The sequence below is a fragment of the Streptomyces sp. NPDC048434 genome, assembly GCF_043200375.1.
In the GTDB taxonomy this organism is placed as follows: Bacteria; Actinomycetota; Actinomycetes; order Streptomycetales; family Streptomycetaceae; genus Streptomyces.
In genome coordinates this window covers 1-14,376 of sequence record NZ_JBICXQ010000016.1, presented here as the reverse complement: position 1 = coordinate 14,376, position 14,376 = coordinate 1, and the positions used below count along the sequence as shown (strand labels likewise).

Annotated in this window: 14 protein-coding genes; 12 read left to right on the top strand and 2 right to left on the bottom strand. The window is 73.4% G+C overall.

Going from position 1 to position 14,376, the window contains the following annotated elements:
- Window positions 1-53 precede the first annotated feature (53 nt).
- Window positions 54-542, bottom strand: a complete 489-nt coding sequence (locus ACGFWI_RS19880; protein ID WP_393907275.1) for a heme-degrading domain-containing protein — start codon at window positions 540-542, stop codon at window positions 54-56.
- Entirely contained in the window at window positions 539-1,660 is a 1,122-nt protein-coding gene (locus tag ACGFWI_RS19875; protein ID WP_393907274.1) for a Gfo/Idh/MocA family oxidoreductase, read from the bottom strand. The genes ACGFWI_RS19880 and ACGFWI_RS19875 overlap by 4 nt, the downstream gene beginning before the upstream one ends.
- A 56-nt stretch (window positions 1,661-1,716) precedes the next feature.
- Here ACGFWI_RS19875 and ACGFWI_RS19870 point away from each other — a divergent pair, with 56 nt between their 5' ends.
- The 12 genes from ACGFWI_RS19870 (at window position 1,717) to ACGFWI_RS19815 (ending at window position 14,215) form a co-directional block, all read left to right on the top strand.
- Window positions 1,717-2,859, top strand: a complete 1,143-nt coding sequence (locus tag ACGFWI_RS19870; RefSeq protein ID WP_393907273.1) for an ROK family protein — start codon at window positions 1,717-1,719, stop codon at window positions 2,857-2,859.
- Window positions 2,860-2,962: 103 nt separating this feature from the next.
- The gene (locus tag ACGFWI_RS19865; protein ID WP_393907272.1) at window positions 2,963-3,736 is read left to right on the top strand and encodes a GntR family transcriptional regulator; all 774 of its coding nucleotides are present in this window, start codon (window positions 2,963-2,965) and stop codon (window positions 3,734-3,736) included.
- 166 nt (window positions 3,737-3,902) lie between these two features.
- Window positions 3,903-5,024 (top strand): TIGR03364 family FAD-dependent oxidoreductase, encoded by a 1,122-nt coding sequence (locus ACGFWI_RS19860; protein WP_393907271.1) that lies wholly within the window; start codon window positions 3,903-3,905, stop codon window positions 5,022-5,024.
- A 107-nt stretch (window positions 5,025-5,131) separates the two neighbouring features.
- Window positions 5,132-5,806, top strand: coding sequence for a phosphonatase-like hydrolase (locus ACGFWI_RS19855; RefSeq protein WP_393907409.1), 675 nt, complete (start codon window positions 5,132-5,134; stop codon window positions 5,804-5,806).
- Window position 5,807: 1 nt separating this feature from the next.
- A complete protein-coding gene (locus tag ACGFWI_RS19850; protein ID WP_393907270.1) occupies window positions 5,808-6,968 on the top strand; it encodes an ABC transporter ATP-binding protein in 1,161 nt (386 codons plus the stop codon).
- The gene (locus ACGFWI_RS19845) at window positions 6,961-7,911 is read left to right on the top strand and encodes a 2-aminoethylphosphonate ABC transporter permease subunit (protein ID WP_393907269.1); all 951 of its coding nucleotides are present in this window, start codon (window positions 6,961-6,963) and stop codon (window positions 7,909-7,911) included. Before ACGFWI_RS19850 ends, ACGFWI_RS19845 begins: the two co-directional genes overlap by 8 nt.
- Complete coding sequence (locus ACGFWI_RS19840) at window positions 7,898-8,695, top strand: ABC transporter permease (RefSeq protein ID WP_393907268.1); 798 nt, start codon at window positions 7,898-7,900, stop codon at window positions 8,693-8,695. Before ACGFWI_RS19845 ends, ACGFWI_RS19840 begins: the two co-directional genes overlap by 14 nt.
- Window positions 8,696-8,840: 145 nt before the next feature.
- On the top strand, window positions 8,841-9,914 hold the full coding sequence (locus tag ACGFWI_RS19835) for a 2-aminoethylphosphonate ABC transporter substrate-binding protein (protein ID WP_393907267.1): 1,074 nt from the start codon (window positions 8,841-8,843) through the stop codon (window positions 9,912-9,914).
- Between the two features lie 368 nt (window positions 9,915-10,282).
- Complete coding sequence (locus tag ACGFWI_RS19830) at window positions 10,283-11,062, top strand: HAD-IIA family hydrolase (protein WP_393907266.1); 780 nt, start codon at window positions 10,283-10,285, stop codon at window positions 11,060-11,062.
- Window positions 11,063-11,347: 285 nt separating this feature from the next.
- Window positions 11,348-11,968 carry a hypothetical protein gene (locus ACGFWI_RS19825; protein WP_393907265.1) on the top strand — a complete coding sequence of 207 codons (621 nt, stop codon included), beginning with the start codon at window positions 11,348-11,350 and terminating at the stop codon, window positions 11,966-11,968.
- Window positions 11,958-12,992: a sortase domain-bontaining protein gene (locus tag ACGFWI_RS19820; RefSeq protein WP_393907264.1), complete on the top strand. Its 1,035-nt coding sequence runs from the start codon at window positions 11,958-11,960 to the stop codon at window positions 12,990-12,992. Before ACGFWI_RS19825 ends, ACGFWI_RS19820 begins: the two co-directional genes overlap by 11 nt.
- 143 nt (window positions 12,993-13,135) lie before the next feature.
- Window positions 13,136-14,215, top strand: coding sequence for a glycoside hydrolase family 6 protein (locus ACGFWI_RS19815; RefSeq protein ID WP_393907263.1), 1,080 nt, complete (start codon window positions 13,136-13,138; stop codon window positions 14,213-14,215).
- Window positions 14,216-14,376 lie beyond the last annotated feature (161 nt).

Here is a 14,376-nt window from a genome sequence, read left to right as displayed (position 1 = left end):
CGCCCGGGGCTCTCGCCCTGCCGTGCAGGGGCAGTTGGGCCGTGGTGACCCGCTCAGCCCGCTGCCAGAAGCCGCTCCAGCGCCTCCACCACCAACGCATGATCGTCGGCCTGGGGCAGCCCCGACACCGCGACCACCCCGACCACACCCGTCCCGCGCAGCCGGACCGGAAACGCCCCGCCGTGCGCGGCATAGCGGTCCGGGTCCAGCCGGGAGGACTCCTCGAAGGTGCGGCCCTTGGCGCGGAAGCGGGCGCCGACCAGGTACGAGGACTCGCCGTAGCGTTCGACGACGGCGCATTTGCGGGCTATCCAGGCGTCGTTGTCGGCGGAGGTCCCCGCCAGTGCGCAGTGGAACAGCTGCTGGGCACCGCGCCGGATGTCGACCGTCACCGCGGCGCCGCGCTCCCGCGCCAGCTCCACCAGCAGCGAGCCCAGTTGCCAGGCATCCTCGTTGCTGAAGGCGTCGAGGACCAGCCGCTCCTCCTGCGCCGTCAGCTCGCCGATCTCCTCGCCCGCCGTCCGTCCGCCGGCCGGGCTCATGCGCGGGCCTCGATCCGGACCGTACGGCCTTCGGCGGCGGAGAGCTTCGCGGCCTCCAGGACGCGCAGCGCGGCCGCGGCCTCGGTGGCGGTCACCGGCGGCCGGCCGCCCTCGCGCAGCGCACGGGCGATCGCGGCGTAGTAGGCGGGGTAGTCGCCCGGCAGCGTCGGTACCCGCTCGCCGCCACCGGTCTGCGGGGACGACCCGGCACCGAGCCGGCCCCAGCAGGACTCCGGCTCCACGCCCCATTCCCCGCCCTCGTCGCCGGGCCGGCGGCCCTCGCGCAGCGCGGCCTCCTGCGGGTCCAGGCCGTGCTTCACATAGCCGGCCTTGCTGCCCAGCACCCGGAAGCGCGGGCCCAGCACGGCGGTGACGGCGCTCATCCACAGATGGGAGCGGACGCCGTCCGCATGGGTCAGGGCGATGAAGGAGTCGTCGTCGGCCTCCGCGCCCGGTCGGCGGACGGCGGACTCGGCGTACACGGAGACGGCCGGGCCGAAGAGCACCAGCGCCTGGTCGACGAGGTGGCTGCCGAGGTCGTAGAGCAGCCCGCCGATCTCCGCCGGGTCGCCGGACTCGCGCCAGCCGCCCTTGGGCTGCGGCCGCCAGCGCTCGAAGCGGGACTCGAAGCGGTAGATGTCGCCGAGCGTGCCCTCCTCGATCAGCTTGCGGGCGGTGCGGAAGTCGTTGTCCCAGCGGCGGTTCTGGAAGACGGAGAGCAGCAGGCCGCGGTCATCGGCGAGGGCGGCGAGCTTCTCGGCCTCGGCGGCGGTCGCGGCCAGCGGCTTGTCGACCACCACCGGCAGACCGGCCTCCAGCGCGGCGGTGGCGAGCGGCACATGCGTCTTGTTGGGCGTCGCCAGCACGATCAGATCGAGGTCAGCGGCGCGTTCGAGCACCGCCTCGGGGGTGTCGACCGTACGGACCCCCGGATGCTCGGCGCGGGCCTGCGCCTGCCGCTCCGTGTTGGCGGTCGAGACGGTGTCGAGCTGCAGGCCCTCGGTGGCCGCGATCAGCGGGGCATGGAAGACCGAGCCCGCCAGGCCGTAGCCGATGAGGCCGACGCGGAGCGGGTCGTGGGGGGCAGCGGTGCCGGTGGAGTCGCTCATCTCGCTCATGGCTTCCACTTAAGCAACGGTGTTGCCAAAGTGCAAGCGATGCGGACAATGGGTGGGTGAGCAGCAACGACCTCTCCCACGGCACCGCCGGCCATCCGGGCGCCAATCTCCCCGCCCTGCGCGGCCACAACGCCGCGCTGGTGCTCGGGCTGCTGCGCGCGGCCGGCGAGGAGGGGGTCAGCCGGCTGGAACTCGCCGCCCACACCGGGCTGACCCCGCAGGCCGTCAGCAAGATCACCGCCCGGCTGCGGGCCGACGGCCTGGTCGCCGAGGCGGGCCGCCGCGCGTCCACGGGCGGTAAGCCCGCCACCGTCCTGCGGCTGGTCCCCGGCGCCCGGCACGCCGTCGGGCTCCATCTGGACCGCGATGAGCTCACCGCCGTACTCGCCGACCTCACGGGCGAAGCGGTTGCCGTACGCCGTGCCCCGCTCGACTTCGAGGCGGGCGCCGGGCAGGTGCTCGCCGCCGCCGGACGGGAGGTCGCCGCGCTGCGTGCGGAGGCCGGCGGGCCGCCGGTGCTGGGCGCCGGGGTCGCCTGCCCCGGACCGCTGGACCACACCACCGGCGTCCTGCGCCGGGTCACCGGTGCGCCCCGGTGGGACGGCTTCCCCCTGCTGGAGGCGCTCGCCGAACGGCTCGGCCTGCCCGTCGTCGTCGACAAGGACACCAACGCGGCGGCACTCGGCCTGGCTCAGGGGATACCGTCCGGCGCCGGTTCGTTCGGATACCTCCACCTGGGCACCGGCCTCGGTGCCGGGCTCGTACTCGACGGCAGCATCTACCGCGGTCCGCGCACCGGCGCCGGTGAGTTCGGCCACCAGATCGTGCAGTGGGACGGGCCGCGCTGCAGCTGCGGACGGCGCGGCTGCATCGAGGCGCTGTGCCTGGCGGCGGTGGCCCGCGGCGATTTGCCGGGCGCGGCACGGGCGCTGGGCGTGGGCGCCGCCAACCTCGTCGAGCTGCTGGACATCGACCGGGTGCTGCTCGGCGGGCGCACCGTGCTGGAGCACCCCGAGACGTTTCTGAGCGGGGTGGCCCAGGCGCTCGACGAGCAGGCGCGCACCCGCGGCAGGGCCGGGGCCGGGGAGGTGGTGCCGGTGGCGCTCGCGCGCGGCGGTGCGCGGGTGGTCGCCGACGGGGCGGCGGAGCTGGTGCTGGCGCCGCTGTTCGGGGCGCGGCAGTCCGCGCTCGCGCCCTGAGGGGAGCTCCGGGGCGCCCCTCACCCCGGGGCGGGGGGAGCCGGCCGCGCCACAGCCGCCGCCCGCCGCCGCCCGCCCCGCCCCGTGGTGCGAGGATCACGCCGTGGAGTTCCCGTACGGCCAGGATCCTGGCGCACCCGTCCGGTCCGGCATCCCCGAGCACGGACGCATTCCCAAGTACTACGCGGCCAAGGTCGATATCGCCGCCCTGCTGGCGGAGCTGGGCGAGGGCGAGGTGCTGCCCACCGAGCGCGAGCTGGCGCTGCGCTTCGAGGTCTCGCGCGAGACCCTGCGCCAGGCGCTGCGTGAGCTGATCCTGGAGGGGCGGCTGCGGCGGCTGGGGCGCGGCACGGTCGTCGCGGGCCCCAAGATGGAGCAGCCGCTGTCGCTCGCGAGCTATACGGAGGGCGTACGCGGCCAGGGCCGCAGGCCGGGCCGGCACCTCGTCGGCCTGGACCGGTTCCCGTGCCCGCCGCAGCTCGCCGGCGATCTGGGGCTCGAAGTGGGCGACGCCGTATGGCACATGGAGCGGGTGCTGCTCGCGGACGACGAGCGGGTCGGACTGGAGAGCACCTATGTCGCGGTCGAGCGGGTGCCGGACCTGGCCACCGGCTTCGAACCGGACTCGTCCTTCTACGCCTATCTCCACCAGCGGCTGGGCATCGGCTTCGGCGACGCGGACGAGCGGCTGGAGACCGTCCTTGCCACCCCGCGCGAGGCGCTGCTGATCGGCACGCCGGGCGCGCTGCCGATGCTGCTGATCCACCGGCTGTCGCGGGACACCCGGGGCCGCCCGCTGGAGCGGGTGCGCTCGCTCTACCGGGGGGACCGGTTCTCCTTCACCGCCCACCTGGGGAAGCCGGCGACGTCGGACTGAGGGGCGGAGCCCCTGGGCAGGTCCGCACACGGTCCGCCGCTGCGCGGCATCCGAACTCCAGATATCACGAGAAGATAACGGGTCTAGGCCAAGTTTGAGACCCTGTTCACCGTCGCGTCGCCCACTCACCCCCCACGGGCCACCCACCGCCGCGACCGTCTGGGGCATGCGAGTCATAGTTGTCGGAGCCGGTGTGCTGGGAACCATGCACGCCTGGCACGCAGTCGAGCGGGGCCATGACGTCCTGCACATCGAGCGCGAGGCCGAGGCCCGCGGCGCCTCGGTCCGTAACTTCGGCCAGATCTGGATCAGCGGCCGGGCGGGCGGCGAGGAGCTGACGACCGCCCTGCGCGCCCGCGAACTCTGGGAGGGCATCGGCGCACGCGTCCCCGAGACCGGCTTCCGGGCCATCGGCTCGCTGACCGTCGTCAAGAACGCCGCGGAGCTGGCCGTCGCCGAGGCCGCCACCCGCCGCCCCGACGCCGCCGCCCGCGGCTACCGGCTGCTGGACGCCGACGAGGCCCGCGCCCGCAACCCCGCCCTGCGCGGCGCGTTCGCCGGCGCGCTGTGGTGCGAGCGGGACGCCGCCGTCGAGCCGCGGATCGCCCAACGCGCCCTGAAGGCGGCGCTGCTGGAGTCCGGCCGGTACACCTACCTCGGCGGCCGTGAGGTCCGCGAGGTGGCCGGCGAGCGCGCCGTACGCGACGACCACGGCGACCTCCACCGCGGCGACGCCGTCCTCCTCTGCACCGGCGCCTGGCTCGGCGGCCTGGTCCGTGAGCTGGTCCCCGAGCTGCCGGTGCGCCGGGTGCGGCTGCAGATGATGCAGACCGACCCGCTCGGCGAACCGCTGACCACCTCCGTCGCCGACGCCGACAGCTTCCGCTACTACCCGGCGTACCGGAGCGACGCCCTGGACGCGCTCAACGCGGGCCAGGCGCAGGCGCCGACCGCCGCCGAGCACAAGATGCAGCTGCTGATGGTCCAGCGCGCCGACGGCGGACTGACCATCGGTGACACCCATGAGTACGAGGCGCCGTTCGCCTTCGACACCGTCGAGGAGCCCTACGAGCACCTGACCGGCGTCGTCGAATCGATCCTGGGCCGCCCGCTGCCCCGTATCCGCCACCGCTGGGCCGGGGTCTACGCACAGTGCACCGACACCTCCCGTGTGGTGCACCGTCAGCAGGTCCGCGACGGCGTCTGGCTGGTCACCGGGCCCGGCGGGCGTGGCATGACCTGTTCCCCGGCAATCGCCGAGACCACCGCGAACGAACTGGGCTGGTGAGTGAGTTGACCGACAACACCGATACCACCGATAACACTGACAACACAGACAGCGCCGTCGACACCCATGGTGCCGACAACGCCGACCACCACGCCGACCACCACGCCATCGAGCTGATCGTCCTCGACATGGCCGGCACCACCGTCGCCGACGGCGGCCTGGTGGAGCAGGCCTTCGACGTCGCCGCCCGACACCTGGGCGTCGAGCCGGGCAGCCCCGATCACGCCGAGAAACTCGCCTATGTGCGGGCCACCATGGGCGAGTCCAAGATCTCCGTCTTCCGCCATCTCTTCGGCGACGAGGCCGCCGCCCGGCGCGCCAACACCGCCTTCGAGGCGGCTTACGGGGAACTGGTCGACGGCGGACGGATCGCGCCCCTCCCCGGCGCCCGCGAGGCCATCGAGGCGCTGCAGGCCGCCGGCCGCACCGTCGTGCTCTCCACCGGCTTCGCCCGGGTCACCCAGGACGCCATCCTCGGCGCGCTCGGCTGGCAGGACCTGGCCGACCTCACCCTCTGCCCGGCCGACGCGGGCGGCCGCGGCCGCCCCTACCCCGACATGGTCCTCACCGCGCTGCTGCGCACCCACGCCACCGACTCCGTCCGGCGGATCGCGGTGGCCGGCGACACCTCGTACGACATGCTCTCCGGGCGGCGGGCCGGCGCCTCGGTCGTCGCCGGGGTGCTGACCGGCGCGCACGACGAGGCGCAGCTGGTGTCCGCCGGGGCCACTCATGTCCTCGGCTCGGTCGTCGAACTGCCCGCGCTGCTGGGAGTGGTGTGAGATGCCCGCCCCCGCCGCCACGGCACCCGGCCGGACCGTCGGCCCGTCCGCCGCTCAGGCCCCGCCCGCCTCGGGCATCCGCTTCGACCAGGTGTCCGTGGCGTACGGCAGGCACGGGGAGCACACCGTCCTGGACTCCTTCGACCTGACCGTCGAACCGGGCGAGGTGATGGCCCTGCTCGGCCCGTCCGGCTCCGGGAAGACGACCGCGCTGCGGGCGGTCGCCGGATTCGTCCAGCCGGTCGCGGGGCGGGTGCTGATCGGCGGCCGGGACGTGACCGGGCTGCCGCCCCACAAGCGCGGCATCGGCATGGTCGTCCAGCAGTACGCGCTGTTCCCGCACATGAAGGTCGCCGAGAACGTCGCCTTCGGACTCAAGGCGCAGAAGACACCGCGCGCCGAGATCCCCGGCCGGGTCGCCGAGGCGCTGGAGATGACCGGGATGGCCGCCTACGCCGACCGGCACCCGCGGGAACTGTCCGGCGGGCAGCAGCAGCGGGTCGCCATCGCGCGGGCGCTCGCCATCCGTCCCGGCGTGCTGCTGCTGGACGAACCGCTGTCCGCGCTCGACGCCCAGCTGCGCTCCGGCATGCTCGCCGAACTCGCCCGGCTGCACCGCGAGTTGCCCGATATCTCGCTCCTCTACGTCACCCACGACCAGGTGGAGGCGCTGACCCTGGCCGACCGGATCGCGGTGTTGGACCGGGCCCGGCTGCAGGACTGCGGCACCCCGCAGCAGCTCTACCGCCGCCCGCGCACCGAGTTCACCGCCTCCTTCGTCGGCACCGCCAACCTGCTGCCGGTGACGGTGCGCGGCAACGGGGTCGACTTCGCCGGCCGGACGCTGACCGTGCCCGTCGGCGACGGTGTGGCCGAGGGCGCCACCGCCACCCTCTGCCTGCGCCCGCACCTCGTCGGCCTCGGCGGGGGCCCGCACGGCGGCGGCCACGGCAATACCCTGCGCGGCACGGTCACCGAAGTGCAGTGGCGCGGCTCGACGCACCGGCTGTATGTGGCGGTCGACGGCCACCGCGTCCTGGCCGATGTGCGCGAACTGCGCGAGACACCGGCGCTGGGCGAGGAGGTCGCACTGCACTTCGCGCCCGAGGACGCGGTGCTGATTCCGGCGGGGCTCACGGAGGACGGTGCCCGGTATGCCTAGGACGGATACGGCGGTGGCGGTCACGACGGCCGCACCGGTCCCGGCGGCGGGAAGCGCCCGCCCGCCGGCCCGCCCCCGCCGCACCGGGGCCGCCCTCTGGGCCCTGCCCCCCGTCGCCGCCCTCGCGCTGGTCTTCCTCTACCCGCTGGCCCTGGTGGTGTGGCAGTCCTTCAGCCCCGAGGACGGCGGCCACTCCACCGCCCCCTACGCCACGGTCCTCGCCGAGGCCTCCTTCCGCGAAGCGCTGACGAACACCGTGCTGATCGCCGTCGGCGCCACCGTCGGCGCCCTGCTCCTCGGCCTGACGCTCTCCCTCGTGATCGCCTTCGTCCCGTTCCCCGGCGGCAAGGCGCTCAGCCGCTTCGTCGACATCTTCCTCGCCTTCCCCTCCTTCCTGATCACCCTCGCCCTGCTGTTCCTCTACGGCACCGTCGGCATGGCCAACGGCCTGTGGACGGAGGCGACCGGTGCCGCCCACGGGCCGCTGGACTTCCTCCACACCCCCTGGGGCGTACTGCTGGCCGAGGTCACCTACTTCACCCCGTTCGTGATGCGACCGCTGCTCGCCGCCTTCTCGCAGGTGGAGACCGGGCAGCTGGAGGCCGCCGCCTCGCTCGGTGCCCGGCCGTGGCGGATCGTACGGAAGGTGATCCTGCCGGAGGCGCTGCCCTCGCTCGCGGCGGGCGGCGCGCTGGTACTGGTGCTGTGCCTCAACGAGTTCGGGATCGTGCTCTTCACCGGCGCCAAGGACGTCGTCACCCTGCCGATGCTCGTGTACACCAAGGCCATCCTCGACGGCGACTACACCGGAGCCTGCGTCGTCGCCGTCGTCAACGTCGCGCTGTCCGTCGCGCTCTACGCCCTCTACCGGACGGTGATGTCCCGTACGGGCGGCGGCGCCGGCCCGCGTACAGGAGGTGCACCCCACCGTGCTGGTGCATAGCAGGACCGCCCGCCGGGCCGTCCACCTCCTCTTCTTCGCCCTCTTCCTGCCCGTCTTCGCCCTGCCGCTGCTGGTGATCGTCGCCGCGTCCTTCGCGAGCAGCTGGAGCGGCGCACTGCCCTCCGGCGCCACCCTGACGCACTATCAGGACATCGCCCACGGCGATGCGCTGGACGCCCTGCTCACCAGCGTTCTGACCGCACTGGCGGCGAGCCTGGCCGCGCTCACCGCCGGCACCTGGGCGGCCCTGGCCGCCGAAAAGCTCGGCCGCCGCGCCCGCCGCCTCCTGGACGGGCTGTTCCTGCTCCCCGTCGCCGTCCCTTCCGTGGTCGTGGGCCTCTCCCTCCTCGTGGCCTTCTCCCGGCCCCCCTTCCTGCTCAACGGCACTCCCCAGATCGTGATCATCGCCCACACCGTGCTGGTCACCGCCTTCGCCTACCAGTCCGTGACGGCCGCGCTGGCCCGCCTCGACCCGGCGTACGAACAGAGCGCGGCCGGCCTCGGCGCCCGCCCCGCCTACGTCCTGTGGCGGGTCAGGCTCCCCCTGCTGCTGCCGTCCCTCACCGCGGCCGTGGGCCTGTGCTTCGCCCTGTCCATGGGCGAGTTGAGCGCCACGATGATGATCTATCCGCCGGACTGGCTGCCGCTGCCGGTCCAGATCTTCGCCGCCACCGACCGCGGCTCCCTCTTCGCCGGTGCCGCACTGGCCGTCGCGTTGATGGCCACCACCCTGCTCGTCCTGCTGGGCGTCTCCCGCGTCCGCACCAGGGCCTCCTACCGCTGACCCCCGTATCCGCACCACGGCCTCCTGCCACTGCCTCCGACGCGTCCGCACCGAGGCCTCCTACCGCCGCCTCCCCGTATCCGCCCAAGGCTCCCTACCGCCGCTTCCCCGCAACAGCCACGCCCTTCTGAGGAGTTATCGCGCCATGTCCCGCCCCCGCCCCCTCCGCAAGCCGCTCGCCGCCTGCAGCGGCGCCCTCGTCCTCGGCGTCTCGCTCACCGCCTGCGGCGGCGCCTCCACCGCCGACCCCCACGCCAAGGAGATCACCGTCTACAGCGCCGACGGCCTCAAGAGCGAGAAGGGCGACGGTTTCTACGACACGGTCTTCAAGGACTTCGAGAAGAAGACCGGCATCAAGGTCAACTACGTCGAGTCCGGCTCCGGTGCCGCCGTCCAGCGGCTGGCCCGCGAACGGGTCAACACCAAGGCGGACGTGGTCGTCACCCTCCCGCCGTTCATCCAGCAGGCCGATGGCAAGGGCCTCCTGGACACCTACCGCCCCAAGGGATCCGACCAGGTCGCCGCCGCGGACAAGGACCCGTCCGGCAAGTGGACCTCGATCGTGAACAACTACTTCTGCTTCATCTACAACAAGAAGGAGCTCAAGCAGCCCCCCGCCACCTGGCAGGACCTGCTGGACGCCAAGTTCAAGAACCACCTCCAGTACTCCACCCCCGGCGTCGCCGGTGACGGCACCGCCGTCCTCATCAAGGCGCTGCACGACTTCGGCGGCCGGCGCCCGGCGATGGACTTCCTCAAGAAGCTCCAGGCCAACAACGTCGGCCCGTCCTCCTCCACCGGCCAGCTCGCCCCCAAGACCGACAAGGGCGAACTCCTGGTCGCCAACGGCGATGTCCAGATGAACTACGCCAACATGACGTCGATGCCGCACCAGGGCATCTTCTTCCCCGCCGCCAAGTCCGGCAGCAGGCCCACCACCTTCGCCCTGCCGTACGCGGCCGGCCTGGTCAAGAACGCCCCGCACAGCGCCAACGCCAAGAAGTTCCTGGACTACCTGCTCTCCGCCCCCGTCCAGCGCCAGGTCTCCTCGGTGGGCGGCGGCTTCACCGCCCGCAAGGACATCAAGGCCACCGACGCCCACGCCACCGAACTCGCCAGGATCATGAAGGACGTCGAGATCTTCCGGCCGGACTGGAGTGACATCGACAAGAACCTGGACTCGTACGTGGAGGCGTGGCGGACGGCGACGGGGAGCTGAGCGCGGCGGCCGGTGTGCCCGTGCCGACCCGCCCGCCCGGTTGGGTACGGGCACACCGGCCGCGCCCGGCCGTGAACTCGTCGCCAGGTGTCGAACGGCGAGCTGTGCCTCCTCGCCGCACGGCTGACCGCGGCGCCGCGTGACGCATTGCGGACTGCGGATTTGCAGACCGCGGAGTGCGGAGAACCGAGGGGCAGGCCGGTCCACGGCAGAAGATCCGGAGTGATCGCGGGGGTCAGGGCTTCCGCCCCCTGACTTAGGGTGGAGGCGTCGGCCGTGCGTACGACGTGTGGGCCATTCGCGTGGGCCACGACGCGTACGGGAGACGGCCGGCGCCCCTGGTCAACACGCACGGCAGGAGTCCGGCAGTGGCAGAGCGCAAGCCGATCGAGTCATGGCTCACCGACATGGACGGCGTCCTGATGCACGAGGGCATTCCGGTCCCCGGGGCGGACGCCTTCATCAAGCGGCTTCGCGAGTCGGGCAAGCCCTTTCTCGTGCTGACCAACAACTCCATCTACACCCCGCGTGACCTGCACGCCCGCCTGAACCGCATCGGGCTGGAGGTGCCCTGGGAGTCGATCTGGACGTCCGCGCTGGCCACCGCCCAGTTCCTGGACGACCAGCGGCCCGGCGGCACGGCGTACGTCATCGGGGAGGCGGGCCTGACCACCGCCCTGCACGACATCGGCTACGTCCTGACCGACCACTCCCCGGACTATGTGGTCCTCGGCGAGACCCGCACCTACAGCTTCGAGGCGCTGACGAAGGCGATCCGGCTGATCAACGAGGGGGCGCGGTTCATCGCCACCAACCCCGACGAGACCGGTCCCTCCCCGCAGGGCGCGCTGCCCGCGACCGGCTCGGTGGCCGCCCTGATCACCAAGGCGACGGGCATCGATCCGTACTTCGTCGGCAAGCCCAACCCGCTGATGATGCGGCACGGTCTCAATGTCATCGGCGCCCACTCCGAGACCTCCGCGATGATCGGCGACCGGATGGACACCGACGTGCTCGCCGGTCTGGAGGCGGGCATGGAGACCTTCCTCGTACTGACCGGACTGACCCGCCCCGAAGAGGTCGACCGGCACCCGTTCCGGCCCTCCCGTGTGGTGGACTCGATCGCGGACCTCATCGACCTGGTGTGAGCGGGCTCGGGGGCGCGTGACCTGGCGGGAGCTGCGTCTGGAGGGCTTGGCCGGGCGGGGGCTGCGGTGAGGGTGCTTTGCCCTGGTGGTCGTCGAACGTCGCCACAGGCGTCCCGGCCTCGGACGCCTCGGACGCCTCGGACGCCCCGGACCCCCACCCGAACGGCGCAGCCTCGGACCGCACCGGATGCGGCCGGGGGCGCGCGGGCGGACCTTCGGAGTTATCGGAGGTTCACCATGCGCTCACGGCAACTTGCTCTCTGTGCCGCGGTCGCGGCTTGCGCGGTGACGACGCCGCCCGCGTACGCCGGGGACGCACGCGCCACCCGGACCGGAACGGTCTCGGTCACCCCCGCGCCGGCCGCCCCCGGCGGTGCGGTCACCCGGCGAGACACCGGCTGCCACGCCGGGCGGGCCACCATCCGACCGGAGGCCTTCACCGACGCGGTACCGCTCGTCCGTGCCGCGGGGGGCCTGACCGACGGCGCCCGGATACGTCCCGACGCCTTGCCCGATGTCTTGCCCGGCGCCCACCCGCGCACCGTCGTCTGTCCGGTCGGTACCGGCCGCACGGCAATCCCTGCGGGGACGACGCACGCCGGCACGGCCACCACGGCGGCGGCCCCGGCCGCCCACCCCGCTTCGGCCGCCCACCTCGCGTCGACCACCCAGCTCGTCCCGGCCGCCCACCCCGCTTCGGCCGTCGACCCCATTCCGGTCATCCACCTCGCTTCGGCCGCCGACCCCGACGCGCCCGCCAAGGCTTCCCCGAGTCGCGAGCTGAGCAGCACCTCGGCCGTCGGCCTGGTGCTGGCCGGCGGCGCCATCCTGGTCATCGCGGGCCAACTGCTCCGGCTCCGGCTGCGACTGCGCCGCGAGCGGCAGGGCGACGCCGATGAGCACTGAGGAACAGGGGCGGGCCGAGGCAGTGGTCGGGGTGCGTGCCCTGTCCGGCGCGGGCGGCGTTCGCAGCAGGGACGGCGTACGCAGCAGGGACGGCGTACATGGCGCGGCCGCTGCGACCGGCATGAGCGTCGTATTCGGTACCTCCGGCGCACCCGGTACGTCCGGCTCACCCGGCGCATCCGGCACCCCTGACACCCTCAGCCCCCTCGCCCCGCCCGGCACCCACATCACCTCCTCCCACACCACGTCCACCCGCACCACGTCCACCCGCACCACCCCCGCTCCCGGTGCCGCCCACAGCCCCAGCCGCAGCTCCGGCCCCGCCCCCGGAAAGCTCCTCGCCGGTGTGGCCTGGGCCGTGCTGCTGCTGGGCCTGTGGCTCTGGGGCCGAGATCTGGCGGACGGGGTGGCCGCGCAGCTCGCCACGACCGGTGATGTCGCCGCCGTCGGGCGCCCGTTGGGCCGCCAGGCGCCCCCGCATGCGCACACGCCGGTGCCCGCCGCGGCGACCGCGAAGCCCGTCGGGATCACCGTCGACGCACTCGGTGTACGGGAGGGCGGCATCGCCGAACGAGGCCTCGACGACCACGGCATCCTCACCCCGCCCCCGGGCACCTCCCCGGACCTCGTCGGCTGGTACGCCGAAGGGCCGCAACCGGGCGCGGCGGGCGCGGCGTTGCTCGTGGGCCGGGCCGGCGCCGATCGCGGCCCGCGCGCCCGGCGGACCGTCGTCCACCGTCTGACCGCCGTCAAGCCGGGGGAGCGGGTGGACATCCAGCGCTCCGACGGCAGTACCGCACACTTCACCGTCGAGGACGTCCAGCTCTACGACCGTGACCGCTTCGACGCGCGCAAGGCCTACGCCTCCCGAGAACGGGGCCGTTCCGAACTCCGGCTGATCCTCGAAGACGGCGGCCACGGCGGCCACGGCACCGGCCACGCGCGCGGCAACGGCCTCGCGAACGTGGTCGTGATCTCGGCCTACTTGACGTCCCTTCAGGCGGCGGGCGCGGGTGACGGCTGAACCACCACGAACGCCATTCGTCAAGCCTCTTAGCAGCCTGTGGACAGCCCCCTCCACAGGCCGACCCCGGCGGACGGCCGTGTGCCACGATGTTTGTGGTCGGCGTCCCCGCCGGTCGTGTTCGATGTTCCGAGGGGGAGTGGATGTACGGCGATCTGCGACGGATGGCCGGGGTCGGTCCGCCGGGCGGGCCCCGCGACGGCCGGCGGCGCACCGCGCATGCCAGGGCGGCAACGACGAGGGCGACCGTGGGGGCACTGGCTCTGCTGCTGCTCGCCGGGTGCTCCTCGTCCGACGGCACCGACGACAGTGTTCCGGCCAAACCGGGCCAACGCCCCAAGTCCGTCGCACCGTTCTGGGTCAACCCGGAAAGCAAGGCGGCCCGCCAGGTGTCCGCCTACGGCAACGAGGGCAGGGCCGCGGACGCCCGCCTGGCCAACAAGATCGCGGCGCAGCCGGTCGCGGAGTGGATAGGCGTCGACGACCCGCAGGGGGAGGCGAGCGGCTTCACCCAGGCGGCCGCGAAGGCCGACCGCGAGGCGCTGCTCGTTCTCTACAACATCCCGCACCGCGACTGCGGCCGCTACTCCAAGGGCGGCGCCGCCGACGGCAATGCGTACCGGACCTGGCTGGACGGCGTGCTCAAGGGCATCGGTGACCGCGCCACCACCGTCATCCTGGAGCCCGACGCGCTACCGCACATCGCGGACAAGTGCACCCCGCAGCAGTTCCACGAGGAGCGTTACGCCCTGCTGACGGAGGCGGTCGGCAAGCTCAAGGCGCTGCCGCACACCAAGGTTTATCTCGACGCCGGCAATCCCCACTGGATCAAGGACCCGGGCCAGTTGGTCGAGCCCCTCAAGCGGGCCGGTATCGACCGCGCCGACGGCTTCGCGCTGAACATCTCCAACTACCAGACCACCGCGGAGAACACGAAGTACGGCAAGCGGCTGTCCGCCATGGTCGGCGGCAAGCACTTCGTCATCGACACCAGCCGCAACGGCAACGGTCCGGCCCCCGGCGGCGACGACCCGGAAAACTGGTGCAACCCGCCCGGCCGCGCCCTGGGCACCCCACCGACCACCAAGACCGATGACCCCCTGATAGCCGCCTACCTGTGGATCAAACGCCCGGGGGAGTCCGACGGCACCTGCAAGGGCGGCCCCAAGGCGGGCGCGTGGTGGCCCAAGTACGCACTGGGGCTGGCGCGTAGCGCGAAGTAGCGTCCGTACCCCGTGGCGGCGACCGCTCCCGTGCCTGCGTCGCCGACCGTGGGGGGGGGGGGGGGGGGGGGGCGCCCCCCCCCCCCCCCGCGCGGCCCGCCCCGCGGGCGCCCCCCCCCGCCCCCCCCCCCCAACCCCCGGGGGCAGGGCCCGCACCCCCC